This is a genomic window from Cupriavidus sp. L7L (genome assembly GCF_004353535.1).
GTDB classification, from domain to species: domain Bacteria; phylum Pseudomonadota; class Gammaproteobacteria; order Burkholderiales; family Burkholderiaceae; genus Cupriavidus; species Cupriavidus oxalaticus_A.
In genome coordinates, this window is the sequence record NZ_SMNY01000002.1 from 49,109 (window position 1) to 73,093 (window position 23,985).

Consider the following 23,985-nt stretch of genomic DNA (forward strand, 5'->3'; position numbering starts at 1 on the left):
GCCGCGGCGGGTGTTTTCGTTTATACGTATTCTTTTTGCTGAACGGGCTCCGCCCGCCTCTCTCCCCATCGCCATGGACATGCAACGTCTTGCCACCGCCGCCCGCGTCGCCAACATCAATGCCTTCCACGTCATGGAACTGGCCAAGCAGGCGGCCGAGCTCGAGCGCGCCGGCCGCCATATCGTGCACATGGGCATCGGCGAGCCGGACTTCACCGCCGCCGAGCCGGTGGTGCGCGCGGCCGAGGCGGCGATGCGCCGCGGCGTCACGCAATACACCGGTGCGCTTGGCATCCATCCGCTGCGCGAGGCCATCGCCGGCTACTACAAGACGGCCTACGGCCTGGACATCCCGGCACGCCGCGTGATCGTCACGGCGGGCGCTTCCGGCGCGCTGCTGCTGGCGTGCGCGGTGCTGGTCGAGATTGGCGCCGAAGTGCTGATGCCCGATCCCAGCTACCCGTGCAACCGCCACTTCGTCGCCGCCTTCGACGGCGCGGCGCGCATGATCCCGAGCGGCCCGGCGGAGCGCTTCCAGCTCACCGCAGCACAGGTCGAGGCCAACTGGCGCGAGCAGACCCGCGGCGTGCTGCTGGCCACGCCGTCCAACCCGACCGGCACCTCGATCCTGCCTGGCGAGCTCGGCCGCATCCTGCAGGCGGTGCGCGCCCGCAATGGCTTCGCCATCGTCGACGAGATCTACCAGGGCCTGTCGTACGACGCGGCGCCGGTCTCGGCGCTGAGCCTGGACGACAACGTGGTCACGGTGAACAGCTTCTCCAAGTACTTCAACATGACCGGCTGGCGGCTGGGCTGGCTGGTGGTGCCGGATGCGCTGGTCGAGGCCTTCGAAAAGGTCGCCCAGAACCTCTTTATCTGCGCCTCCGCCGTGGCGCAGTATGCGGCGCTCGCCTGTTTCACCCCCGAGGCGCTGGCAATCTACGACGAGCGCAAGGCCGAGTTCCGCCGTCGCCGCGACCTGGTCGTGCCGGCGCTGGAGGCGCTGGGCCTGCACGTGCCGGTGCGCCCCGACGGCGCCTTCTACGTCTATGCCGACTGCCGCGGCGTCAACCACCCGGCCGCCGGCGACGCCGACCGGCTGACGCAGGCGATGCTGCGCGATGCGGGCGTGGTGATGGTGCCGGGGCAGGATTTCGGGCCGCATACCGCCAGCGACTACATCCGCATCTCGTATGCGACCTCGCGCGAGAACATCGAAGAGGCGATGGCACGGCTGGCGAAGCTGTTCCGCGGCTGAGCCGGCAGCACAGCGCAGCGGCCCCGGAAACAGAAAAAGCACCCCGCGGGGTGCTTTTTCTGTTAGGAAAGCCGGCGCAAAAGCCTCAGGCGTTGTTCGAGCCGTTGCTGGCTTCCAGCTTCTCGGTCGGCGCGGCATGCTCGGCTGGTGCCTTGCCGCCACCACCCGCCTTGCCGTTGTCAGCCGGCGCCGCGCGCACGCCGATCAGCTGGCGCAGGCGGGCACGCTCGGCCAGCACCTTGGCGCCGTAGCCGCCATCGGTCGCCGTGGTGGCGCCGACGTAGTACTTCAGGCCGCCTTCGATCGAGCCGGCGCGGGCGATGCAGTCCTTCAGCACCAGCGCACCGATCTTGATATTGGCGTACGGGTTCAGCGCCGCGGCGACGCCGCCCACGGCCTCGTACTTGTCCTGGTGGACCTTGGTCATGACCTGCATCAGGCCCTGCGCGCCCACGCCGCTCTCGGCGTACGGGTTGAAGCTGGACTCGATCGCGATCACGCCCAGGATCAGCAGCGGGTCGATGCCGACCTCGCGGCCGGTCAGGTAGGCTGCCTTGACCAGTTGCGCGGTGGCCTGCGCCGCCACGCGGTACTTGCGGGCGATGTAGTCGGCCACGGCCGCCTGCTCGCGCGCGGTGCCGAGCGTGGCGGTATTGCGGGCGTCCGCCGCCACGCGCGTGACCGGGATCCGCTCGGCCAGGTGCGCGACCGACGGCACCTTGGCGTTCGCCGCCAGGCCCCATTCGTCCACGCCCGAAACCGTCGGCAGGCCGCCCTTGCCGCGTGCCAGACGGGCGGCAGCGGCGTCGGCCGACAGGGCCGGCACGGCTGCGCTGCCCACGGCCGGCGCGGCTTCCGCCGTCGGCATGGCGGCGGCGACCAGCACCGCCGGTGCTTCGTCGCCAGCCAGCAGTGCCGCCAGCGTGGTGCGCCATTCCTGGCTCAGCCACAGCGACACGGCCGAGACGACCGCGACCACGCCAAGGCTGTTCAGCGCGTACTTCAGCGTTGTGCGGCCACCGCGCAAGGCGCGGCCCGCGACCGGATGCGCGAGACGGACCTGCAACGCCCGACTCACTCCGGGTACCGGCTGTCGGAGGCGAACCTGCAAGGCGCGTCCGATGCCGGGAAGATGAAGGGTTTTCCAACCGCTCATGCTTACCTCCATCCGTTGCCCGCTTCGCATGCCAGACTGCGGCATACGCCCGATCTCAACGTACTCAAGTAAGGATGCCGCGCCGTCTAGCAGTGACAGCCAAGCATCTGTTGGCAGGCGCTCCCCATGCGCCCAACTGGAAACAGGGTCGACTCTGGGGGAGCCCACCCTGCCACGACTTATCTCGACAACCGTAAAACGCTCCGGCTCCCTGCCGGAGGCAACCGCCTCGGCCCGCTATTGCATCGGGCCGGTAACCTCGGTCTGTTCGATCTGACTGGAGCGAATCGTGCGATCCCCCCGCACTTTTTCTATGTGCACCCCTTGACACAAGGGTGAAATTTATGTTGCAACGCAACACTCCATCAGCAAGACCGGATTGTAGGAACGGTGTTATACCTCGTCAAGAATAAGAATAACGATTCACACTACTTTTGGTTATTTGTAACAAGCCTTATCTTGTCGTGCCCGCATCACTCGGGGACCCGCAAACGTAGTCCTGGCCTAGCCTCGCAGACCTTGACGCCGCGCCTGCGACGACAAAAAACTTACAATTTCCCCCACCCCGATTTGCTGATTTTTTTGCCGGGGCGCCGGTGTATGTGTATCGTCACCGACTTGGATGCCGCCTTGCGCCGGCCGCACACGGCCCGCGCCAAACCGAATTCACTATGCAATACAAAGACTTGCGCGACTTTATCGGCCAACTCGAGCAGATGGGCGAACTTCGCCGCATCTCCCGCCCGGTCTCGCCCAACCTGGAAATGACCGAGGTCTGCGACCGGCTGCTGCGTGCCGGCGGCCCCGCCGTGCTGTTCGAACGGCCCGCCGGCGCGGCGGCCGGTGACAGTATCTATAGCGTCCCGGTACTGGCCAATCTGTTCGGTACGACACACAGGGTCGCGCTCGGCATGGGCGCCGAATCGATGGAAGACCTGCGCGACATCGGCCGCGTGCTGTCAGCCCTGAAGGAACCCGAGCCGCCGCGCGGACTGCGCGAAGCGGGCAAGCTGTTTACGCTCGCCAAATCTGTGTGGGATATGGCACCAAAGCGCGTCAGCAGCCCGGCCTGCCAGGAGGTGGTCTGGGAAGGCAATGACGTCGACCTGGCGCGCCTGCCGATCCAGACCTGCTGGCCCGGCGACGCCGCGCCGCTGATCACCTGGGGCCTGGTCGTCACCAAGGGACCGCACAAGAAGCGCCAGAACCTTGGCATCTACCGCCAGCAGGTGATCGGCCGCAACCAGGTCATCATGCGCTGGCTGGCGCATCGCGGCGGCGCGCTCGACTTCCGCGAGCATGCGTTGGCCAACCCCGGCAAGCCGTTCCCGATCGCGGTGGCGCTGGGCGCCGACCCCGCCACCATCCTCGGCGCGGTGACGCCGGTGCCCGATACGCTGTCCGAGTACCAGTTCGCCGGCCTGCTGCGCGGCAGCCGCACCGCGCTGGCCGGCTGCGTGACGCCGACCCTGTCCGAACTAAGCGTGCCGGCGTCGGCCGAGATCGTGCTGGAAGGCCATATCCAGCCGGACCCGAACCACCCGTCCGGCTACCAGCATGCGCTGGAAGGCCCGTTCGGCGACCACACCGGCTACTACAACGAGCAGGACTGGTTCCCGGTGTTCACCATCGACCGCATCACCATGCGGCGCGACCCGATCTACCACTCCACCTACACCGGCAAGCCGCCCGACGAGCCCGCCGTGCTGGGCGTGGCGCTGAACGAGGTGTTCGTGCCGCTGCTGCAAAAGCAGTTCCCGGAAATCACCGACTTCTACCTGCCGCCGGAAGGCTGCAGCTACCGCATGGCGCTGGTGCGCATGAAGAAGCAGTACGCCGGCCATGCCAAGCGCGTGATGTTCGGGGTATGGAGCTTCCTGCGCCAGTTCATGTATACGAAATTCATCGTCGTGGTCGACGACGATGTCGACGTGCGCGACTGGAAGGAAGTGATCTGGGCCATCACCACGCGCGTCGACCCCAGCCGCGACACGGTGCTGGTCGACAACACGCCGATCGACTACCTGGACTTCGCCTCCCCGGTGTCGGGCCTGGGTTCCAAGATGGGCATCGACGCCACCGACAAGTGGCCCGGCGAGACCACGCGCGAATGGGGTACGCCGATCTCCATGGACGCGGCGGTCAAGGCCAGGGTTGACACCATGTGGGAAAGCCTGTTCGACCGGCCGGCGGGCACCTGACCGGCAACCGTCCCCATCCCCGGCTATCATGTCACGCTGATGCCCGGGTGCCGCCACAGGCGCCCGGGATCCCCATCACCCACCATCCGATACCCGCGACAGACGGGCCCAAGGAGGAGACATGAGCAGCACTGCCCCTTTGACCGAAGGGAACCTGATGTGGACGCCGTCCGGGGCGTTCCGCGACAGCAGCCAGATCGCCGCCTTCATGCGCTGGCTGCGCGCCGAGCGCGGCCTCGCCTTTGACGACTACGACAGCCTGTGGCAGTGGTCCGTCACCGAGCTGGAAGCCTTCTGGGACGCGGTGCGCGCCTACTTCGACGTCCATTTCGACACGCCCGCGGCGCAGGTGCTGGACCGGCGCACCATGCCGGGCGCGCGCTGGTTCGAGGGCGCCACGCTGAATTACGTGCAGCAGGTGTTCCGCCACGCCAGCACGGGCGCGGCCCGCGAGCGCTCCGCCATCCGCTATGCCGGCGAAGCGCAGCCGCTGGCCGAACTCAGCTGGACCACGCTCGAAGCGCAGGTCGCCTCGCTGGCGTATGCGCTGCGCCAGATGGGCGTGCAGCGCGGCGATCGCGTCGCCGGCTACCTGCCCAATATCCCCGCCACCATCGTCGCCTTCCTGGCCACCGCCAGCCTGGGCGCGGTCTGGTCCGGCTGCGCGCCCGACATGGGCCAGGTGGCGGTGATCGACCGCTTCCGCCAGATCGGGCCGAAGGTGCTGATCGCCGTCGACGGCTACCGCTATGGCGGCAAGGTCTACGAGCGCGGGCCGGTGCTGGCGGACCTGGTAGCCGCCCTGCCCTCGCTGACCGACCTGGTGCTGGTGCCGCAAGTCGGCGCGAGCGTACCCGCGCCTTCCGGCATACGCACCCATGCATGGCCGGACGTGCTCGCGCACGACGTGCCGCTGGCCATCGAGCCGGTGCCATTCGACCATCCGCTGTGGATCGTCTACTCCTCCGGCACCACCGGCATGCCCAAGCCGATCGTGCATGGCCACGGCGGCATCGTCATCGAGCAGCTCAAGCTGATGGCGTTCCACAACAACCTCGGCCCGGACGACGTCTTCCACTGGTACAGCAGCAGCGGCTGGATCATGTGGAACGCGCAGGTCGCCGGCCTGCTGCTCGGCACCACCATCGCACTCTATGACGGCAACCCGGCCTGGCCCGACGCCGGCGTGCTGTGGCGCTTTGTCGACGATGCCGGCGTGACCATGTTCGGGGCCGGCGCGGCGTTCTTCACCAGCTGCATGAAGGCGGGCATCGAGCCGGCGCGCATCGCCGACCTGTCGCGGCTGCGCGGCCTGGGCTCGACCGGCTCGCCGCTGCCGGTCGAGGCCTACGACTGGATCTACCGCCACGTGCGCGAAGACATCTGGCTGGTGCCGATGTCGGGCGGCACCGACTTTGCCGGCTCGTTCGTGGCGGGCTGCCCGCTGCTGCCGGTCTATTCGGGCGAGATGCAGTGCCGCTGCCTGGGCGCCAAGGTGCAGGCGTTCGACGACAACGGGCAGGCGCTGACTAACCAGGTCGGCGAGCTGGTCTGCACCGAGCCGATGCCGTCGATGCCGCTCTTCCTGTGGGGCGATGCCGACGGCAAGCGCTACCGCGACAGCTATTTCGACACCTATCCCGGCGCCTGGCGGCATGGCGACTGGATCAGGATCACGCCGCGCGGCGGCGCGGTGATCTACGGGCGTTCGGACGCCACCATCAACCGACACGGCATCCGCATGGGCACCAGCGAGCTGTACCGCGTGGTGGAAGACCTGCCGGAAGTGCTCGACAGCATGGTGGTCGACCTGGAATACCTGGGACGAGAGTCCTACATGCCGCTGTTCGTGGTACTACGCGAAGGGCTGATGCTCGACGACGCACTGCGCGACACCCTGCGCGCGCGCATCCGCGAGGCGCTTTCGTCGCGCCACGTGCCCAACGAGATCGTGCAGGTGCCGGGCGTGCCGCGCACGCTGTCGGGCAAGAAGATGGAAGTGCCGATCAAGAAGCTGCTGCTCGGCCACGCGCCGGCCAGCATCGCCAACCGCGATGCCATGGCCAACCCGGATACGCTCGACTGGTACTTCGGCTACGCCGCGCGTTTCCTGCAGGCGCGGCAAGCCGAGTCCGCCACGGCGTAGGCAGCGGCGGCGGCTAGAACTCGACGTCCAGCTCGCTGATCTCGTCGGGTTCCGCGCGCGCCGCCGCAATCCACTCCTGCAGCTCCGGCATCGCCAGGATCTGCTTGCAGTAGGAAACCGGCTCCGGGTCGAGCATCACGCCGTAGGTGACAAAGCGCGTCACCACCGGCGCGTACATGGCGTCGGCCATGGTGCGCGAGCCAAACAGGTAAGGCCCGCCGTAGCGCGTCAGACACTCGGTCCAGATGGCCGTGATGCGGTCGATGTCCGCCTGCGCGCGCGACCACACCTTCATCCCCGGGAAATTCCCCTTCAGGTTCATCGGCAGCGCCGAGCGCATCGCCGCAAACCCGGAGTGCATCTCGCCGCAGATGGCGCGGCAGTGCGCGCGCGCGGCGCGGTCTTCGGGCAACAGGCCGGCCTTGGGACGGATCTCGTTCAGGTATTCGGCGATGGCGAGCGTGTCCCAGACCGTCACGCCCTGGTGGCGCAGGCAGGGCACCAGGATTGACGGCGACAGCAGCAGGATTTCGGCGCGGGCGGCGGCATCGTCCGGCGGGACCAGCACTTCTTCGAACTCCAGGCCGGCAAAGCGGGCCAGCAGCCAGCCGCGCAGCGACCACGACGAATAGGTCTTGCTGCTGATAGTGAGTGTGGTCTTGCTCATCACGCCTCCTTAGCGGCGCACTTGGACGGTGCACTGGTGCGGCACCGTTCGTACCGTTCGTACCATTGGGCACCAGTCTGATGCCTGCGCCCCCGGCAACCATCATGAAACGATGCTTGGCCGCTGCGGCGGGGGCAGCTTGCATAACTTTGCGCAGGCATCGCTGCCTTGCGCGTGGCACCGCGCAAAGCGCATGCCAAGCGCGCGCAAATGGCATATATATTGCGGGTTGGGGACACCAGAACCACGGGGGCCCAGTCATGCTGTATTACGCGTACCAGACCTACGCGGACATCATACTGCCGGCATGCACGCTGGCGGAACTGGCCGCGGCAACGCTGGCCGCCCAACCCAGGGCGAGCGGCTTCGATACCGTACGCACGCTGCGCGCCGCCTGCGAGATCATCGCGCTCGGGCGCCTGACCCACCATCGCCCGGCCTTCGGCATCGACAGCGCGATGGTCGCCGGCCGGCCGGTGCCGGTCACCGAGGAAGTGGTGCTGCGCACGCCATTCTGCTCCCTGCTGCACTTCCGCCGCCAGGGCATCGGCGGCCAGCCGCGCGTGCTGCTGGTGGCGCCGATGTCCGGCCACTTTGCCACCTTGTTGCGCGGCACCGCGCAGACCATGCTGGCCGACCACGACGTCTATATCACCGACTGGCACAATCCGCGCGATATCCCGCTGGTGGCCGGGCGCTTCGGCTTCGATGAATTCGTGCAGCACCTGATCCACTTCCTGCAGGCGCTCGGCGGCGGCACGCACGTCGTGGCGGTGTGCCAGCCTACCGTGGCTGCACTGGCGGCGGCGGCCATCATGGCCGAGGACGGCGATCCCGCCCAGCCGCCCAGCCTGACGCTGATGGCCGGCCCGATCGACGCGCGCGTCAATCCGACCAAAGTCAACGAACTGGCCATCAGCCAGCCGCTCGACTGGTTCGAGCGCACGCTGATCGGCATGGTGCCGCTGCGCTTCGCCGGCGGCATGCGGCGCGTCTACCCTGGCCATGTGCAGCTGCTGGCGTTCATGAGCATGAACCTGGAGCGTCATGAGCAGGCGTTGCGCGACCTCTACGCCTATCGCGAGCGCGGCGAGCACGACAAGGCCGACGCCATCCGCGACTTCTATGTCGAATACTTCGCCACCATGGACCTGACGGCGGAGTTCTACCTGGAGACCGTCAGCCTGGTATTCCAGCGCTTCCTGCTGGCGCAGGGGCTGCTCGACGTCGCCGGACGCCGCGTGCGCACGCGCGCCATCCGCCGCACCGCGCTGCTCACGGTCGAGGGCGAGCGCGACGACATCTGCGCCATCGGCCAGACCATGGCGGCGCAGGACCTCTGCCCGAGCCTGCGGCCTTACATGCGGATGCATCACGTGCAAACCGGGGTCGGCCACTATGGCGTGTTCAACGGCAAGCGCTGGGAAACGCAGGTGTACCCGCTGGTGCGCAATACCATCTACACCAGTAGCTGAGTCTTCGGGTGGTCACGGCCTGGCATCGCGCTGGCTTATCATGGCGGCTGCTCGCGCCGCCACGGCGCCCAGGAACACCATGCCATTGCTCCAGACACAAGACTTCCAGGGCCAGACGCTGGTCCGGGTCGGCGATGCCGACAACTTCCTGCTGCTCGCCCCGCAATACGGCGGGCGCCTGGCGCGCTGGGTGCACCGCGGCGAGGACATTCTCTACTGGCCCGACAACGCCGACTGGAGCCGCCCGGCCAAGGTGCGCGGGGGCAATCCGCTGCTGTTCCCGTTTATCGGCCGGCACTTCGTCGATTGCGTCGCCGGGCATTGGCGCGACCGGCAAGGCACCGTGCACGCGCTGGCGCAGCATGGCTTTGCGCGCGACCTGCCATTCGAAGCCGGCGCCACCGATGCAGCCGGGTCGATCACCATGACGCTGCGCGACAGCGCGCAGACGCGGCAAGGCTACCCCTATGCCTTCGTGTTCGACGCGGTGTACGCGCTGCTGCCCGACGGCCTGGAAGTTACGCTGCGCACCACCAACACCGGGGACCAGCCGCTGCCCTGCTATCCCGGCCACCACTTCTACTTTGCGCTGCCGCATGCGCAGCGTGCCGCGTCGAAGCTGGCCTTGCCGCCCGCCGGTCGCGTGCGCCAGTTGCCCGACGGCGGGCCGGGTCCGGCCGACGCGGGCGAGCCCGCCTACCGGCTCGACGACCCGCGCCTGCAGGACACCTACCACGTCTTCCGCGGCGCTGCCGGCGCCATGCTGTCGATGCCGGCGCGCACCATCGCCTTCGAACTCGAGGTTGCCGGCAGCGTGCGCTGGCACGCCGTTACGACGTGGTCCGAAAGCGAACAGTCTGACTTTTATTGCGTGGAACCGTGGGTGGGATTGCCCGATGCGATCCACCACGGCCAGGGGCTGCGCTGGCTGGCACCGGGCCAGTCAGAAAGCGCCGTGTGCCGCCTGCGCGTGACTGGCTGAGCCGTAACGCCGTAACGCCGTAACGCCCGGGCGGCAGCTCAGCGCTCGAAATCCAGCCCGCCGATCAGGATGGCCGGATCCGTCTGCGACAGCGAGCCAAAATCGATGCCGCGCGGCTCCTGCCACGCGCGCAGCTTGCCCGGCAGCGCCGCCAGGTAGCCGGCAAAGCGCGCCTCGCCTCCGGCGCCAAACAGCCGCTGCACCTCCAGCCCATCCCACGCCAGCGTGACGTCGAGCGGATGCGCATGGCGCCGCAATTCAGCCGGCCCGTCGCCCGTCATGCGCAGACGCGGCGGGCGGTTCGGGGCCTCGGCGGGCAAGGCATGCAGCTGCACGCGCCGGTGCTGCTTGCCGATGGCATCGACGATGCGGGGCAGGCATTCCGCTTCAAAGCGGCCGTAAAAGTCCGTGGTCAAGGTGGGGGCGTCCTGACGTTGCGAGTGGTAGTCACCGAAGGCCGTATGGCGGCAGGCCAGCGTGCCAGCCACTATACGCCGCAGCGGGCGCCACGCACCGCCCAAAGCGGGAGTGGCACAAAAGACACCTTGATTCCAGCCCGGCATGCCGCCGACTTGCGCTCCCTTGCCGATCCCGCATAGAATCACGGCTCCGCGGGCGTCGTATAATGGCCATTACCTTAGCTTCCCAAGCTAAAGACGTGGGTTCGATTCCCATCGCCCGCTCCACCTCAAGTCGAGACAAGCCGCCTTTGCCACCGTTGACACTGTTACGGTGATCTGCCCGGCGGCTTTTTTGTTGCCATGCTTCCCCAAGATCCCAGCACCGGACCGACGCCGGCCGATGACGCCACGCCGGTGGACAACGCCCAGCAGCCGTCCGCCCCTTCCCCTGCCGACCCCGAAGGCGTTGCGCATCCGCGCCGCATCCGCTCGTTCGTGCGCCGTGCCGGGCGGACGTCGACCGGTCAGCAGCGCGCCATCGACGAGGTCGGCCCGCGCATGCTGGTGCCGTACGCGCCGCAGCCGCTGGACTGGGAAGCCACGTTCGGCCGCAAGGCGCCGTCGATCCTGGAGATCGGCTTCGGCATGGGCGAGACCACCGCGCATATCGCCGGGTTGCGCCCGCAGGACAATTTCCTGGGCTGCGAGGTGCATGAGCCCGGCGTGGGCGCCCTGCTCAAGCTGATCGACGAGCGCGGGCTGGAGAACATCCGCATCCTGCAGCACGACGCGGTCGAGGTCATCGCCCATATGCTGACCGACGACAGCCTGGACGGCGTGCATATCTATTTCCCGGACCCGTGGCACAAGAAGCGCCATAACAAGCGCCGGCTGGTGCAGCCGCCGCTGGTGAAGCTGCTGGCGGCGCGGCTGAAGCCCGGTGGCTATATCCACTGCGCGACCGACTGGGAAGAGTACGCGCACCAGATGGTCGAGGTGCTGGCGGGTGAACCGCTGCTGGAGAACACCTCCGGCGCGGCGGATGGCTTTTCCGAGCGGCCGGACTACCGTCCGGTGACCAAGTTCGAGCGCCGCGGCGTGCGGCTCGGGCACGGGGTGTGGGACGTGGTGTTCCGCAAGCGGGCCTAAGCGGGCCTGAGCGGGCCTGAGCGCAGCCGCAAGGCACAAACAAAAAGCGTGGCAAGTGCCACGCTTTTTTGTTGTCCGGATGTTCGCCCCGCTTACGCGTGCCAGGACACCAGGCCGGAGTAGGCGGTGAACAGGACCACGATGCCGAACGCAATGCGATACCACGCAAACGGCTTGAAATCGTGCGTGGCGACAAAACGCAGCAGCCAGCGCACGCACAGGAACGCAGACAGGAAGGCGAAGACAAAGCCGACCGCGAAGACGCCGAGGTCGTCCGCGTCCAGCAGCGCACGCGCCTTGTACAGCTCATAGACCGTCGCGCCAAAGATCACCGGGATCGCGAGGAAGAACGAAAACTCCGTCGCCACCTGCCGCGACAGCCCGAACAGCATGCCGCCGATGATGGTGGCACCCGAGCGCGAGGTGCCCGGCACCAGCGCGAAGCACTGCGCCAGGCCCACCTTGAGGGCATCGCCCCAGTTCAGGTCGTCGACCGATTCGATGCGCGGCGCGCCCGCCTTGGCCGCCTCCAGCAGCGCATTGCCCTGCGGATGCGAGACCGTGCCGCGGCGCGCGTCGCGCCATTCGGCCAGCAGGATCACCACGCCGCCGACGATAAAGGCCAGCGCCACCGAGATCGGGTTGAACAGGTGGGCCTTGATCCATTTGCCGAAGATAAAGGCCAGGATGATCGCCGGCGCGCTCGCGATCACCACGTTGATGGCAAAGCGCTGCGCCTTCGGCTCTGAGCCCAGCCCGCGCACCACGCTGCCGATGCGGGCACGGAATTCCCAGCAGACTGCCAGGATGGCGCCGAACTGGATCACGATCTCGAAGATCTTGCCCTTTTCGTCGTTGAAGTCGAGCAATTGGCCCGCCAGGATCAGGTGGCCGGTACTCGAGATGGGAAGGAACTCGGTCAGTCCTTCGACAATGCCGAGGATCACGGCTTTCAGGGCAAGTGCGATTTCCATGCGGAACGGAGAAACGTTGTCATCGGCGTTGCCCGGCATGCGCCGGACCGCCTGGTTTGTTGTTCGAGCGCCCGGCTACCCGAGGGCGATCAGGGGCGGTTGACCTTGACGTTGATGCCGTCAGGCAAAACGGTGATTGTACCGGGCTCGACCTGCGTGCCGGCAACGCGCAGCTGGTCTTCCCGGAACGTATAGAGCGGATAGTCCTGCAGCAGCTGCTCGGCCAGGATGCCACCCAGCGCATTGAGCTGGCGCGAGAACTGCGCCGGCATGCCCTGCACGTCGAAACGCCGCACTTCAGGGTCCTGCAGTACCACCGAGCGCGTCGGCGCGTCATAGCGCAGCCCGCTGTCCAGCGCGAAGCGCCCCGTCAGCGCCTGGCGGAAGAACAGCTTGTTGTCGATGACGGCGTCGAATTGCACGTTGACGCGGTTGCGCACCGGGTCCAGCGTCAGTTGCGGATTGGTGAGCTGGATGTCGAACAGCTCCATATAGCGCTTGTTAAACGGGAACTTGCGCTCCAGCGCGGCCTGCAGCTGGCTTTGCGAGAACGTGTACTCGTTGCGGAACGCGCCGCAGGCGGCGAGGCCGGCGGCCAGCGCGGTGGCGCCAGCGACGGCCAGCCAGCGCCGTCGGGAAGTCCGGATCATGTTGCCTCCGAGTTCAGGAGTTGGGCGGGCGTGCCGGCACTATGGCAGGCGTCACCCGCGCGAGCCGGGCCTTGCAGGCGTGGCCTGTGGCGCGGTCAGGATTTCGAGTCGGGTCAGCCAGCGCAGCGCGGCTTCGCGCGAGTCGCCGCACATTTCCGCCGAGGGCTTCAGGCCGGCGCAGAACGCCGGCCGGTCAGGGCGGCCGAACACCGCGCAGCGCATGTCGGGCAGCAACTGCGCGCACGGCACGCCCGCTGGCTTGCCCTGGGGCATGCCCGGCAGGGCCGAGGCAATCGACGGGGCAATGCAACAGGCGCCGCAGCCAGCGCGGCAGGAAAGGTGTGACCGGCAACTCATCGCAATGGTTCAGGGAGGCCGTGGCAGGGCATGGCAAGCCAGGCGGCTGACATCAAGGCGCCATTGTGCCCGAAGCGCCGCCATCCTCCTGTAAGAAAAGGAAAACGCCGCGTGCGCGATCGAACCGGCTGGCTCCGTAAGGGCCGCCATGCGCGCCCCCGGCATCACATGTCTCGGATTAGCCTCGGTGCGTACCCTAGCCCGCCCCGGCCGCGCTTGACCCTCACATGGCGCTACTCTACATTACTGACCCACAAGTTATTAACATCCCGCCCCACCCCACCGTGCCCCGCAGTCCTCGCAAGACACCCGTGAAAACACCCGTCGAACCGCACAAGGATGCCGATGCGCCGCGCTGGAGCCGGCGCAAGGCCGCGCGCCCGCAGGAGCTGGTCGCGGCGGCGCTCGACCTGTTCGTGGAGCGTGGCTACGCGGCCACGCGCCTGGAAGACGTGGCGGCGGCCGCGGGTGTGTCCAAGGGCACGGTCTACCTGTACTTCGCCAACAAGGAAGAACTGTTCAAATCCGTGGTGCGTGAGAACCTGGTCCCGGCCCTGTCGCGCGGCACCGAGCTGGTCGACCGCTACGAGGGCAGCACCCCGGAACTGCTGCGCGAACTGCTGCGCGGCTGGTGGGGGCTGATCGGCGCCACGCCGGTGGCAGGGATCACCAAGCTGATCATGGCCGAGTCGGCCAACTTTCCCGACATCGCCCGCTTCTACAACGAAGAGGTGATGAGGCCGGGCGACGAACTGTTCGCCAAAGTGCTGGCGCGCGGCGTGGCGCGCGGCGAGTTCCGCCCGGTGCCGGCCAACCCCACCACCACGGTGATCTGCGCCCCGCTGGTGTTCCTGATGCTGTGGCAGCGCGCCATGCGCGCCACCTCCGAAAAGGACATCGACCCCGAGGTCTTCCTCGACCATCTGCTCGAGACGCTGCTGTTCGGCCTGACTACCGGCGAGGCGCGCGAGCGCCCGCTGCCGCCGCAGCAAGGCCCCTACGTGTGGGAGCGCATCCGCGACGAGATGCTGGCGCAAGGCGGCGGGGATGCGGACGGCGGTGCTGACGGTGCTGACGGCAGTGCGGACGGCGATGCCGCCAACGACCCGGGCACGCGCCCGCGAAAGCCGACATGAAACGAAAGACCCTGCTCATCGCCGTAGCCTGCGTCATCGTGGTGCTGAGCGCCGTGGCCGCCGTGCGCAAGGCCGGCAGCGCGCGCCAGCCGCAAGCGCCAGTACAGGCCGCCGCGAACGTGGTGGAGTTCCTGCAGGCCGACCTCTTCAACGTGGGCCGCCAGGACCTGCAGGTGTCGCTGCCGCTGTCGGGCAGCCTGCGCGCGCTGAACCAGGCATCGGTCAAGGCCAAGGTCTCGGGCGAGGTGCAGCAGGTGCTGGTGCGCGAAGGCGAGCCGGTACGCGCCGGACAGGTGATCGCGCGCATCGACCCGACCGAGTACGAGGCCAGGGTGGCGCAGGCGCGCGGGCAGATGCTGGCCATGCAGGGCCAGTTCCAGAACTCGCGCCAGACCTGGGAGCGCAACCGCGAGCTGGTCGGCAAGGGCTTTATCTCGAAGACCGCGTTCGACAAGTTCCAGTCCGACCTCGACGTGGCCCGCGCCAATCTCGATGCCGCCCAGGGCGGCCTGGCGGTGGCGCAGAAGGCGCTGGCCGACACCGTGGTCAAGGCCCCGCTCGACGGCATGGTCGCCGCGCGCGCGGTGCAGCCGGGCGAGAAGGTGTCGCCGGATACGCGCCTGGTCGACGTGGTCGACCTGCGCGTGCTGGAACTGGAGGCGCCGGTGCCGATGGCCGACGTGGCGCGCGCCAGCGCCGGCCAGGCGGTCGAGCTCGACGTGGAAGGCGCCGGGCGCTTTACCGGCAAGCTGGTGCGGATCAACCCGGCCGTCATGCAGGGCACCCGCAGCATCATGGTCTATGTGCGTGTGGAAAATGCCGACGCGAAGCTGCGCGCCGGCATGTTCGCGCGCGGCGCGCTGGTGCTGGGGCAGCGGTCCGGCGTGGTGGCGGTGCCGGCCTCGGCCGTGCGCATGGAAGGCGAGCGTGCCTTCGTCTATGCCATCGACAAGGACGTGCTGGCCGAGCGCCCGGTGCAGCTGGGCGTGCGCGACGAAGGCAGCGGGATGGTGGAGATCGTCTCCGGTCTCGAGGCCGGCACCGAGATCGTGCGCACCAACCTCGGCACGCTGCGCAGCGGCAGCCAGGTGCGGCGCGTGAAAGACGTGAAAGACGTGAAAGCGTGAAGGCCTGACGCTTAGCCACGAACCGGAACGCGCCCCATGTGGTTCACTCGCCTGTCCATCCGCAACCCGGTGCTGGCCACCATGATGATGATGGCCTTCATCGTGGTCGGGCTGTTCTCCTACCAGCGCCTGCCGGTCGACCAGTTCCCCGATATCACCTTCCCGGTGGTGGTGGTACAGACCGAATACCCGGGCGCCGCGCCGGAATCGGTGGAATCCGACGTCACGCGCAAGGTCGAGGAGATCGTCAACACCATCTCCGGCATCGACGAGATCTTCTCGCACTCGTACCAGGGCACCTCGGTCGTCGTCATCAAGTTCGACCTCAGCGTCGATGTCGGCCAGGCCGCGCAGGATGTGCGCGACAAGATCGCGCTGATCCGGCCGCAGTTCCGCGACGAGGTCAAGGATCCGCGCGTGCTGCGCTACGACCCGTCCGACGCGCCGATCTTCTACCTGTCGGTGTCCAATGCCCCGGGCGCCAACCGCAGCCAGCGCGAGCTGACCACCATCGCAGACCAGATCGTACGCAAGCGGCTGGAAACGGTGCGCGGCGTGGGTGCGATCAATCTCGTCGGCGGCACCAAGCGCGAGGTCGAGATCCGCATCCGTCCCGCGCAGCTGGAAGCGCTGGGTATCGGCGTCGACCAGGTAATGAACGCGATCCGCAACGAGAACCAGGAGCTGCCCGCGGGCGAGTTGCGGTCCTCGTCCACCGAGACCGTGGTGCAGATCAAGGGCCGCGTGCCCACGCCCGACGCCTTCCGCAAGATCATCGTGGCGCGCCGCGCCGGCCAGCCGGTCACGCTGGGCGAGATCGCCGACGTGCGCGACGGGCAGGAAGAACAGGAAAGCCTGGCGCTGCTCGATGGCAAGCGCGCCCTCTTCCTGTCGGTGGTGAAGGCGCAGGGCCAGAACACCGTCGATACCGTCGACGGCCTGGTGCGCATGACCGATGAGGTGCGCAAGCTGGTGCCTGCCGGCGTGCAGCTCAACGTGGTCAACGACACCGCGCGCGGCATCCGCAGCAGCGTGAAGGAGGTGCGCTCCACGCTGCTGGAAGGCGCGTTCCTGACGGTGGCGATCGTGTTCCTGTTCCTCGGCTCGTGGCGCAGCACGGTCATCACCGGCCTGACGCTGCCGATCGCGCTGATCGGCACTTTCGGCGTGATGTACATGTGCGGCTTCACGCTCAACGTGATCACGCTGATGGCGCTGTCGCTGTGCGTGGGCCTGCTGATCGACGATGCCATCGTGGTGCGCGAGAACATCGTGCGCCACAACCTGATGGGCAAGGACCACCGCAGCGCGGCGCTGGACGGCACCAACGAGATCGGGCTGGCGGTGCTGGCCACCACCTTCTCGATCGTGGCGGTGTTCCTGCCGGTGGGCTTCATGGGCGGGATCATCGGGCGCTTCTTCCACCAGTTCGGCATTACGGTGGTGGCTGCCGTGCTGATCTCGATGTTCGTCTCGTTCACGCTGGACCCGATGCTGTCGTCGGTCTGGCACGATCCCGACCTGCACGGCACCGGCAACAAGAAGAGCTGGTACGGACGCACCATCGGCCGGATGCTGGACTGGTTCTCGGCGCGCATGGACCGGCTTGGCGACGGCTATGCCGCGATGCTGGGCTGGGCGCTGAAGCACCGGATGGCGACCGCGATCATCGCGGCGGTGACGTTCTTCGGCAGCTTTGCGCTGGTGCCGCTGATCGGCACGGAATTCGTGCCCAACGCGGACCTGGGCGAGACGCAGGTCGGGTTCACCACGCCGGTGGGCACGTCAATCGAAATCACCGAGGCCAAGGTGCGGCAGGTGGAAACCGCGCTGAAATCCTTCCCGGAAGTCGCCTACACCTACGCCACCATCAACTCGGGCAACGCCTCGGGCCGCAACAACGCGCTGGTCTCGGTGCGCCTGACCGAGCGGCGCGCACGCAAGCTCTCGACCGCGCAGCTCAACCCGCTGATCCGCGAGCGGCTGGCCGGCATTGCGGGCATCACGCTGACCATGGTCGGCATGCCCGACGGCGCCGGTGGCCAGAAGGCGATCCAGGTTTCGATCCAGGGCGACGACCTCAACGAGCTGCGCCGGCTGTCGCAGGAGGCCAGCAAGCGCATGCGGGCGATCCCCGGCCTGGCCGACCTGGATTCGAGCATGAAGGACGACCGTCCCACCATCGAGATCCGCATCCGCCGCGAGCTGGCCTCGGACCTGGGCGTGGGCGTGGCGCAGATCGGCAACGCCCTGCGCCCGCTGCTGGCGGGCGATGCCATCAGCTCGTGGCGCGCCCCCGATGACGAGAACTACGACGTGCGCGTGCGCCTGCCCCGGGACGCCCGCACCGGCATGGCCGACCTGAGCGCGCTCATGATCGCCAGCAGCCAGGCCAACGCCGACGGCTCGCCGAAGATGGTGCCGCTGCGCCAGATCGCCGAGCTGGTGCCGACCACCGGCGCCAACCAGATCAGCCGGCGCGACCTGAACCGCGAGGTCGAGCTGACCGCCAACGTCGCCGGCCGCTCGGCCGGCGAGGTGGCGCGCGACGTCAAGGCCACGCTGGACGGCATGAACTGGCCGGCGGGCTACAAGTACCGTTTCGGCGGCTCGACCAAGTCGATGAACGAGTCCTTCGGCTACGCCGTGTCGGCGCTGGCGCTGGCGGTGATCTTCATCTACATGATCCTGGCGTCGCAGTTCGCCAGCTTCTTCCAGCCGATCGCGATCATGACCTCGCTGCCGCTGACGCTGGTGGGCGTGTTCGCGGCACTGCTGCTGTTCCGCTCGACGCTGAATATGTTCTCGATCATCGGCTTCATCATGCTGATGGGGCTGGTGACCAAGAATGCGATCCTGCTGGTGGACTTTGCAAACCAGGCGCGGCAGGGCCACGTCGATGGCGCCGACGGCCGCCAGCCGTTGTCGCGCGAGGCCGCGCTGGTGGAAGCGGCGCGCGTGCGCCTGCGCCCGATCCTGATGACCACGCTGGCGATGATCTTCGGCATGGTGCCGCTGGCCTTCAGCCTGGGCGAAGGCGCCGAGCAGCGCGCGCCGATGGGCCAGACGGTGATCGGCGGGATCATTACCTCGTCGATCCTGACGCTGGTGGTGGTGCCTGTGATCTATACGTATCTTGACGATTTCGGGGCGTGGTTGCGCCGGCTGTGGCAAGGCAAGGCGGCCGCGCCGTCACCAAGCCCCGCCGCGGCCGCACCCGCCCGTCCGGCCACGCAGGAATTGCCGGGGCCCACGGAGGCCAGCGCGGAATGAACCCGACGGCGCCCGCAAGGTTAAAATAGCGGGTTAGACAAGACTGTCCGGCCGTGGGCACCGCGCGGCCGGCGCACAGAACGACAGCGGTTGGCCTTGGTAAGGAATGGCAAGATGGATCTCGAAAAAGCCCGATTCAACATGATCGAACAGCAAATCCGCCCGTGGGACGTGCTGGACCAGGAAATCCTGGACCTGCTGGCGGTGGTCAAGCGGGAGCAGTTCGTCCCGGCCGCGTACGCCTCGCTGGCGTTCGTCGACATGGAGATTCCGCTGCCCGCCGGGCAGAACATGCTGCCGCCGCGGGTCGAAGCCCGCATCCTGCAGGACCTGGCCGTGCGCAAGCATGAAAACGTGCTGGAAATCGGCGCGGGCTCCGGCTACATGGCCGCCCTGCTGGCCAACCGCGCGCGCCACGTGCTGACCGTGGACATCGTGCCCGAGCTGGTCGAGCTGGCCCGCACCAACCTGGCCAACGCCGGCGTCACCAATGTCGACGTCGCCGAAGGCAATGCCGCCGACGGCTGGGCCGCCGCGGCGCCGTACGATGTGATCTGCATCTCCGGCTCGCTGCCGGCTCTGCCGCAGTCGATCCTGTCGCAGGTCAAGGTGGGCGGCCGCATCGCCGCCATCGTGGGCGAACTGCCGGTGATGGAAGCGCGCCTGATCACGCGCGTGTCCGAAACCGAGTACCAGGTCGTCAACCTGTTCGAGACCGCGGTCAAGCCCCTGCAGGGCGCGGCCCGTCCGTCGCAGTTCCAGTTCTGAGGACAGTCCAATCATGCAGGTGATCAAGCCGACCGAACTGGCCCAGTGGCTGGCCGATGCCAGCCGCGCCAGGCCGGTCCTGCTGGACGTGCGTGAAGGCTGGGAGGTGCAGACCTGCGCCATGCCCGGCATCACCCATATCCCGATGCGCGACATCCCGGCGCGCGCCGCCGAACTGGACGAGGACGCAGACATCGTCTGCATCTGCCACCACGGCATGCGCAGCATGCAGGTGGCGGCGTTCCTGGAGCGCCAGGGCTACGCCAGGGTCTACAACCTGACCGGCGGCGTCGACGCCTGGGCCAGCGAAGTGGATCCGGCGATGCCGAAGTACTGAAGCGAGGCACGGCCTGGCCGCGCGGGCCGGCCGCTTTCGTTCGCGCCGCAAGCAGCATTCCGAAGAAGAAACAACCACAGGCCGCGGCCCCGCGCCCGGCAAACTGGAGCTGTCATGAAGTTTGCGCCCAACGCCCTGCCCGGAGCGATCCGGACACGCCTGGCGATCGCGGCTACCCTGCTCGCCCCGCTGCTTGCCATGCTGCCCGCGGCACCGGCAGGCGCGGCCGACCTGCTGCAGGTCTATCGCGATGCGCAATCCAATGACGCCCAGTTCGCCAGCGCCCGCTCGCAACTGCTCGCCACGCGCGAGCGGCTGCCGCAAGGCCGCGCCGGACTGCTGCCGCAGGTCGTCGGCACCGCCGGCGCCAACCGCACCAAGCTCGACCAGACTGCCTCGCTGCCGATCGGCGGCTCGCCCAGCGCCTCGGGCACGCGTTTCTTCAACAACAACAACTGGCAGTTGCAGCTGAGCCAGCCGCTGTTCCGCTGGGACCGCTGGGAAACCTACAAGCAGGGCGAACTGGCCGCGCTGGCCGGTGAAGTGACCTTCCACCAGGCCGAGCTCGACCTGATCACGCGCAGCGCGCAGGCCTACTTCGACGTGCTCGCCGCGCAGGACAACCTGTACCTGGCGCGCGCGCAGAAGAAGGCCATCGGCGAGCAGCTGGAACAGGCCAAGCGCAACTTCGAGGTCGGCACCGCCACCATCGTCGACGCCAACGACGCGCAGGCGCGCTTCGACCTGGCCACCTCGACCGAGATCGCCTCGCAAAACGACCTGGAAATCCGGCGCGCCACCTTGCAGCAGATCACCGGCAAGCCGGTCGACGAACTGATGGGCCTGCGCTCCGAGGCGTTGATTCCCGGACCGCAACCGCCGGACGTGAACGCCTGGGCAGCGCAGGCCGAAACCAGCAACCCGCAGGTCAACCTGGCCGGCTACAACCTGGAAACCGCGCAGCGCGAGACCAACAAGGCCAAGGCCGGGCACCTGCCCTCGGTCGACCTGGTGGCGTCGTACGGCTTCAACAACCAGACCGGCAGCGCCACGCAGGTCATCTCGACCCACTACAACGCGTCGCAGATCGGCGTGCAGCTGACCATGCCGATCTTCTCCGGCGGCCAGATCCAGTCGCGCGTGCGCGAGACCATCGCGCTGGCGGACAAGGCCGCGAGCGACCTCGAATTCGCGCGCCGCACGGCGGCGCAGACGGCGCGGCAGACCTACTCCGGCGTCTCCAACGGGCTGGCGCAGGTCAAGGCGCTGGAGGCTGCGGAGCGTTCGGCGCAGAGCGCGGTGGAATCGAACCAGCTCGGCTATGAGGTCGGCGTGCGCATCAATATCGATGTGCTGAACGCCGAGGCGCAGCTGTTCTCCACGCGGCGCGACCTGGCCAAGGCGCGCTATGACACCATCATGAACGGCTTGCGGCTGAAGGCGTCGACCGGCGTGCTGCAGGAAGAGGATGTGGTGCAGATCAATACGCTGCTGACTTCGGTGCCGGGGTCGATGTACAAGCTGCCGGTGCCGGGGCAGGCTGGCGGCAAGGCGGCGGCAAAGGCTGCCACCGCGGATCGCCGCGGTGTGCGGCGCGATGGCGGGACGCCGCGCTCCTGATCCCACTGACACGATGCAAACGGGCCGCAACTGCGGCCCTTTTTTCCTTGGTGATGCCGGAGATGCGCTGGTTTGCTCCCCTCTCCCGCACGCGGGAGAGGGGAGCAAACCAGCAGCTATTGCGCCCGCGTCCGCGACTCCACCTTCAGCAACTGCCACCGTATCGACGACGCATCGGCCGGCGGGTTGGGCACCTGGTATTCGCGCACGCGCAGCTTGTACGCCACCCCCTGCTCGAAATCCAGCCCCTCGATCGGCCCGTACCAGAGCTGCCACGGTGCGTCCGGCGACTCGCGCCAGCGATAGCACATCATCTTGCCGACGCCCGAACATTCCACGCGCTGCGAATCGATATAAACGATCTTCTCCACGCCGCCCGCCGCGGCGCTCGCGCCACGCTTGCCCACGCCTTCGCGCTCGGCAAACTGCAGCAGGTCGCCGCTGGCGGTTTTCCAGACAATCTGCCGCCCGGTGCTGGCCGCCGACGGCTGCGTGCCGACGGTGGTGAACGATGCCTGCATCGCCTTGAGCAACGCCGACTCCAGTTCCATGCGCGGTGGCGGGCAAGCCATGCGCGTGCCAGCCACGCGGTCAAAGCGCACCCCGGTGTCGGTCTTGCCATAGCTGCCAGTAAAGCGGTTGCAGCCGCTGGTGCCGCTGACCGTGCCCTGCGCGGCATCGATGCCATCGCTGAACTCGAAGATGATGGGCTCGCCGTTGTCGCCATGCGGGATGTCGCGCAATGTGCCGTCGGCCTGCTGCCAGCGCACCAGTTCCCAGCGGCTGGGACCGGACGGCTGCGCCTGGTTGAGATTGGCACCGGCGCTGGGCAGCCCTGGTGCCGGCGCGGTGGTGCAGGCAGCGAGTGTGGCGGCTGCGGTGGCAAGCGCAATGGCCGCGCTGCGCAGGCCGATGCTCCGGCAGGTGCCGCGAAGGGGTGTCTGCATCTCAGTAAGCTCCTGTAACTTGGGCGGGAACGCCGCTGTGCAAGCGATTGACGATCGCATGGCAGCGTCCGCGCTTCATGCTGGCTTAGAGCGTGGCGGATTCATGCAAGTTTCAGCATTGCCGGCTGCACAATGCTGCCGTCTAGTGTAACGTGCGCCCCATGTCTCGCCGCGGCCGGATGCCGGTCGCGGCCTTTCGTGTCTCCGGGTGCCTAAGAACACCTCGGATCGCCCAGAACGCCTTGCCCACCACCACGCATCCCTCGCCTTCCGGCCGCAACATCTGCTTCCTGACCGGCACGCTGAACGCCATGGCCGGCGCCGAGCGCATGACGGCGACAGTCGCCAATGCGCTGGCCGCGCTCGGCCATAACGTGACCATTCTGAGCCTGTGGGACCAGGCCAGCCAGTTCGCGCTGGATCCGCGTATCCGGCATGAAGCGCTGTTTGCGCAGCGGCCTTCGTTCAAGCGGGCTTACCTTGCCACCGTGGCCGGCATCCGCCGCCATTGCCGCGCGCACCGGACCGACGTGCTGGTGCAGGTCGACACCATGCTCGCGCTGTTCGTGCTGCCCGCCACCGCTGGCCTGGGCCTGCACCATATCGCCTGGGAGCATTGCCACTTCGACGAGGACCTCGGCAAGCCAGCCCGCAAGCTGGCGCGGCGGCTGGCCGCGCGGTTCTGCCGGCAGGTCGTGGTATTGACGGAGCGCGACCGCCAGCGCTGGCGCGAAGCGCTGCAGCCGCGCAGCGATATCGTCTGCCTGCCAAACCCCCTTCCTTTCCCGATGCCGCCCGAACCTGCGCCGCGCACGCAGAAAACGGTGCTCGCCATGGGCAGGCTGGTTGCGGCCAAGGGGTTCGATGTGCTGCTGCATGCCTGGCAGCAAGTCGCCGCGCAGGCGCCGGGATGGCATTTGCTGATTCACGGCGAGGGCGAGGAGCGCCCTGCCCTCTCCGCGCTGATCGATGAATCAGGTTTGCAGGACAGCGTCAGCCTGCCGGGCATCTGCCACGATCCAGAGCAAGCGTACGGGCGCGCGTCGGTGTTCTGCCTGAGTTCGCGATACGAAGGCTTCGGGCTGGTGCTGATCGAAGCCATGGCGTTTGGCCTGCCCATCGTCTCGACCGATTGCGAGACCGGCCCACGCGAACTGCTGACGCCCGGGCAAGACGCACTGGTGGTCGCGACGGGCAATGCGGATGCGCTGGCGCAAGCGCTGCTGACCGTGATCGGCGAACCGGCGACCGCCACCCGGCTCGCAGACGCCGGGCGTCGCAAGGCAGCCGGCTTTGCGCTCGAACGGATCGCGCTGCAGTGGGATGCACTGGTCAAGGCTCCTGCGGAGCCCTGACCTGCC

The 23,985-nt window shown here is 67.8% G+C and carries 20 protein-coding genes and 1 tRNA gene; 14 read left to right on the top strand and 7 right to left on the bottom strand.

The annotated features are described in order from the left end of the window. Positions 1 to 73: 73 nt before the first annotated feature. Positions 74 to 1,258: a pyridoxal phosphate-dependent aminotransferase gene (locus E1J61_RS01580; protein ID WP_133092433.1), complete on the top strand. Its 1,185-nt coding sequence runs from the start codon at positions 74 to 76 to the stop codon at positions 1,256 to 1,258. Positions 1,259 to 1,343: 85 nt separating this feature from the next. Here the strand turns inward: E1J61_RS01580 and E1J61_RS01585 are convergent, their stop codons facing one another. After that, positions 1,344 to 2,414, bottom strand: coding sequence for a lytic transglycosylase domain-containing protein (locus tag E1J61_RS01585; protein WP_133092434.1), 1,071 nt, complete (start codon positions 2,412 to 2,414; stop codon positions 1,344 to 1,346). A gap of 671 nt (positions 2,415 to 3,085) precedes the next feature. Between E1J61_RS01585 and ubiD the strand changes: the two genes are divergently transcribed. Together ubiD and E1J61_RS01595 are read left to right on the top strand one after the other, a co-directional pair. Continuing rightward, positions 3,086 to 4,615 carry a 4-hydroxy-3-polyprenylbenzoate decarboxylase gene (gene ubiD, locus E1J61_RS01590; protein ID WP_133092435.1) on the top strand — a complete coding sequence of 510 codons (1,530 nt, stop codon included), beginning with the start codon at positions 3,086 to 3,088 and terminating at the stop codon, positions 4,613 to 4,615. A gap of 121 nt (positions 4,616 to 4,736) precedes the next feature. Next, positions 4,737 to 6,761: an acetoacetate--CoA ligase gene (locus E1J61_RS01595; RefSeq protein ID WP_133092436.1), complete on the top strand. Its 2,025-nt coding sequence runs from the start codon at positions 4,737 to 4,739 to the stop codon at positions 6,759 to 6,761. A gap of 13 nt (positions 6,762 to 6,774) precedes the next feature. Here E1J61_RS01595 and E1J61_RS01600 read toward each other — a convergent pair whose 3' ends face one another. After that, positions 6,775 to 7,428: a glutathione S-transferase family protein gene (locus E1J61_RS01600; RefSeq protein ID WP_133092437.1), complete on the bottom strand. Its 654-nt coding sequence runs from the start codon at positions 7,426 to 7,428 to the stop codon at positions 6,775 to 6,777. A gap of 260 nt (positions 7,429 to 7,688) precedes the next feature. On the opposite strand from E1J61_RS01600, the gene phaZ reads away from it, so the two are divergent. Together phaZ and E1J61_RS01610 are read left to right on the top strand one after the other, a co-directional pair. Then, positions 7,689 to 8,903, top strand: a complete 1,215-nt coding sequence (phaZ, locus tag E1J61_RS01605) for a polyhydroxyalkanoate depolymerase (protein WP_133092438.1) — start codon at positions 7,689 to 7,691, stop codon at positions 8,901 to 8,903. Between the two features lie 79 nt (positions 8,904 to 8,982). Next, on the top strand, positions 8,983 to 9,885 hold the full coding sequence (locus tag E1J61_RS01610; RefSeq protein WP_133092439.1) for an aldose epimerase: 903 nt from the start codon (positions 8,983 to 8,985) through the stop codon (positions 9,883 to 9,885). Between the two features lie 38 nt (positions 9,886 to 9,923). Here E1J61_RS01610 and E1J61_RS01615 read toward each other — a convergent pair whose 3' ends face one another. Then, complete coding sequence (locus tag E1J61_RS01615; protein WP_133092440.1) at positions 9,924 to 10,301, bottom strand: DUF5594 family protein; 378 nt, start codon at positions 10,299 to 10,301, stop codon at positions 9,924 to 9,926. A gap of 195 nt (positions 10,302 to 10,496) precedes the next feature. Between E1J61_RS01615 and E1J61_RS01620 the strand changes: the two genes are divergently transcribed. Together E1J61_RS01620 and trmB are read left to right on the top strand one after the other, a co-directional pair. After that, a tRNA-Gly gene (locus tag E1J61_RS01620) sits at positions 10,497 to 10,571 on the top strand. 75 nt (positions 10,572 to 10,646) lie between these two features. Continuing rightward, on the top strand, positions 10,647 to 11,435 hold the full coding sequence (trmB, locus tag E1J61_RS01625) for a tRNA (guanosine(46)-N7)-methyltransferase TrmB (RefSeq protein ID WP_133092441.1): 789 nt from the start codon (positions 10,647 to 10,649) through the stop codon (positions 11,433 to 11,435). Between the two features lie 92 nt (positions 11,436 to 11,527). On the opposite strand, the gene E1J61_RS01630 is transcribed toward trmB, so the two are convergent. The 3 genes from E1J61_RS01630 to E1J61_RS01640 form a co-directional block, all read right to left on the bottom strand. Further along, entirely contained in the window at positions 11,528 to 12,409 is an 882-nt protein-coding gene (locus E1J61_RS01630) for an undecaprenyl-diphosphate phosphatase (protein ID WP_133092510.1), read from the bottom strand. A gap of 89 nt (positions 12,410 to 12,498) precedes the next feature. Then, positions 12,499 to 13,059, bottom strand: a complete 561-nt coding sequence (locus E1J61_RS01635; RefSeq protein WP_133092442.1) for a DUF1439 domain-containing protein — start codon at positions 13,057 to 13,059, stop codon at positions 12,499 to 12,501. A gap of 51 nt (positions 13,060 to 13,110) precedes the next feature. Then, positions 13,111 to 13,416 (bottom strand): YkgJ family cysteine cluster protein, encoded by a 306-nt coding sequence (locus tag E1J61_RS01640; protein WP_133092443.1) that lies wholly within the window; start codon positions 13,414 to 13,416, stop codon positions 13,111 to 13,113. A gap of 284 nt (positions 13,417 to 13,700) precedes the next feature. Here E1J61_RS01640 and E1J61_RS01645 point away from each other — a divergent pair, with 284 nt between their 5' ends. From E1J61_RS01645 to E1J61_RS01670, 6 genes are all read left to right on the top strand, one after another. After that, entirely contained in the window at positions 13,701 to 14,552 is an 852-nt protein-coding gene (locus E1J61_RS01645) for a TetR/AcrR family transcriptional regulator (RefSeq protein ID WP_133092444.1), read from the top strand. Then, positions 14,549 to 15,679 (top strand): efflux RND transporter periplasmic adaptor subunit, encoded by a 1,131-nt coding sequence (locus E1J61_RS01650; protein ID WP_133092445.1) that lies wholly within the window; start codon positions 14,549 to 14,551, stop codon positions 15,677 to 15,679. The genes E1J61_RS01645 and E1J61_RS01650 overlap by 4 nt, the downstream gene beginning before the upstream one ends. Before the next feature lie 36 nt (positions 15,680 to 15,715). Continuing rightward, positions 15,716 to 18,952 (top strand): efflux RND transporter permease subunit, encoded by a 3,237-nt coding sequence (locus tag E1J61_RS01655; protein ID WP_133092446.1) that lies wholly within the window; start codon positions 15,716 to 15,718, stop codon positions 18,950 to 18,952. A 114-nt stretch (positions 18,953 to 19,066) separates the two neighbouring features. Then, positions 19,067 to 19,720, top strand: a complete 654-nt coding sequence (locus E1J61_RS01660) for a protein-L-isoaspartate O-methyltransferase (protein WP_133092447.1) — start codon at positions 19,067 to 19,069, stop codon at positions 19,718 to 19,720. Between the two features lie 13 nt (positions 19,721 to 19,733). After that, positions 19,734 to 20,057 (top strand): rhodanese-like domain-containing protein, encoded by a 324-nt coding sequence (locus E1J61_RS01665; RefSeq protein WP_063240539.1) that lies wholly within the window; start codon positions 19,734 to 19,736, stop codon positions 20,055 to 20,057. A gap of 114 nt (positions 20,058 to 20,171) precedes the next feature. Beyond that, positions 20,172 to 21,677 carry a TolC family outer membrane protein gene (locus E1J61_RS01670; protein ID WP_133092448.1) on the top strand — a complete coding sequence of 502 codons (1,506 nt, stop codon included), beginning with the start codon at positions 20,172 to 20,174 and terminating at the stop codon, positions 21,675 to 21,677. 116 nt (positions 21,678 to 21,793) lie between these two features. Here E1J61_RS01670 and E1J61_RS01675 read toward each other — a convergent pair whose 3' ends face one another. Continuing rightward, entirely contained in the window at positions 21,794 to 22,624 is an 831-nt protein-coding gene (locus E1J61_RS01675) for an META and DUF4377 domain-containing protein (protein ID WP_133092449.1), read from the bottom strand. A 311-nt stretch (positions 22,625 to 22,935) separates the two neighbouring features. Here E1J61_RS01675 and E1J61_RS01680 point away from each other — a divergent pair, with 311 nt between their 5' ends. Next, entirely contained in the window at positions 22,936 to 23,979 is a 1,044-nt protein-coding gene (locus E1J61_RS01680; protein WP_133092511.1) for a glycosyltransferase family 4 protein, read from the top strand. The last annotated feature ends 6 nt before the right edge of the window (positions 23,980 to 23,985 follow it).

Excerpts from the sequence above, each read along its gene's own strand:
- trmB (WP_133092441.1), top strand. The coding sequence starts at position 10,647 with ATGCTTCCCCAAGATCCCAGCACCGGACCGACGCCGGCCGATGACGCC.
- phaZ (WP_133092438.1), top strand. The coding sequence starts at position 7,689 with ATGCTGTATTACGCGTACCAGACCTACGCGGACATCATACTGCCGGCA.
- E1J61_RS01595 (WP_133092436.1), top strand. The coding sequence starts at position 4,737 with ATGAGCAGCACTGCCCCTTTGACCGAAGGGAACCTGATGTGGACGCCG.
- E1J61_RS01650 (WP_133092445.1), top strand. The coding sequence starts at position 14,549 with ATGAAACGAAAGACCCTGCTCATCGCCGTAGCCTGCGTCATCGTGGTG.
- E1J61_RS01665 (WP_063240539.1), top strand. The coding sequence starts at position 19,734 with ATGCAGGTGATCAAGCCGACCGAACTGGCCCAGTGGCTGGCCGATGCC.
- E1J61_RS01640 (WP_133092443.1), bottom strand. The coding sequence starts at position 13,416 with ATGAGTTGCCGGTCACACCTTTCCTGCCGCGCTGGCTGCGGCGCCTGT.
- E1J61_RS01610 (WP_133092439.1), top strand. The coding sequence starts at position 8,983 with ATGCCATTGCTCCAGACACAAGACTTCCAGGGCCAGACGCTGGTCCGG.
- E1J61_RS01680 (WP_133092511.1), top strand. The coding sequence starts at position 22,936 with ATGGCCGGCGCCGAGCGCATGACGGCGACAGTCGCCAATGCGCTGGCC.
- E1J61_RS01585 (WP_133092434.1), bottom strand. The coding sequence starts at position 2,414 with ATGAGCGGTTGGAAAACCCTTCATCTTCCCGGCATCGGACGCGCCTTG.
- E1J61_RS01655 (WP_133092446.1), top strand. The coding sequence starts at position 15,716 with ATGTGGTTCACTCGCCTGTCCATCCGCAACCCGGTGCTGGCCACCATG.
- E1J61_RS01675 (WP_133092449.1), bottom strand. The coding sequence starts at position 22,624 with ATGCAGACACCCCTTCGCGGCACCTGCCGGAGCATCGGCCTGCGCAGC.
- E1J61_RS01600 (WP_133092437.1), bottom strand. The coding sequence starts at position 7,428 with ATGAGCAAGACCACACTCACTATCAGCAGCAAGACCTATTCGTCGTGG.
- ubiD (WP_133092435.1), top strand. The coding sequence starts at position 3,086 with ATGCAATACAAAGACTTGCGCGACTTTATCGGCCAACTCGAGCAGATG.
- E1J61_RS01630 (WP_133092510.1), bottom strand. The coding sequence starts at position 12,409 with ATGGAAATCGCACTTGCCCTGAAAGCCGTGATCCTCGGCATTGTCGAA.
- E1J61_RS01660 (WP_133092447.1), top strand. The coding sequence starts at position 19,067 with ATGGATCTCGAAAAAGCCCGATTCAACATGATCGAACAGCAAATCCGC.
- E1J61_RS01635 (WP_133092442.1), bottom strand. The coding sequence starts at position 13,059 with ATGATCCGGACTTCCCGACGGCGCTGGCTGGCCGTCGCTGGCGCCACC.
- E1J61_RS01580 (WP_133092433.1), top strand. The coding sequence starts at position 74 with ATGGACATGCAACGTCTTGCCACCGCCGCCCGCGTCGCCAACATCAAT.
- E1J61_RS01670 (WP_133092448.1), top strand. The coding sequence starts at position 20,172 with ATGAAGTTTGCGCCCAACGCCCTGCCCGGAGCGATCCGGACACGCCTG.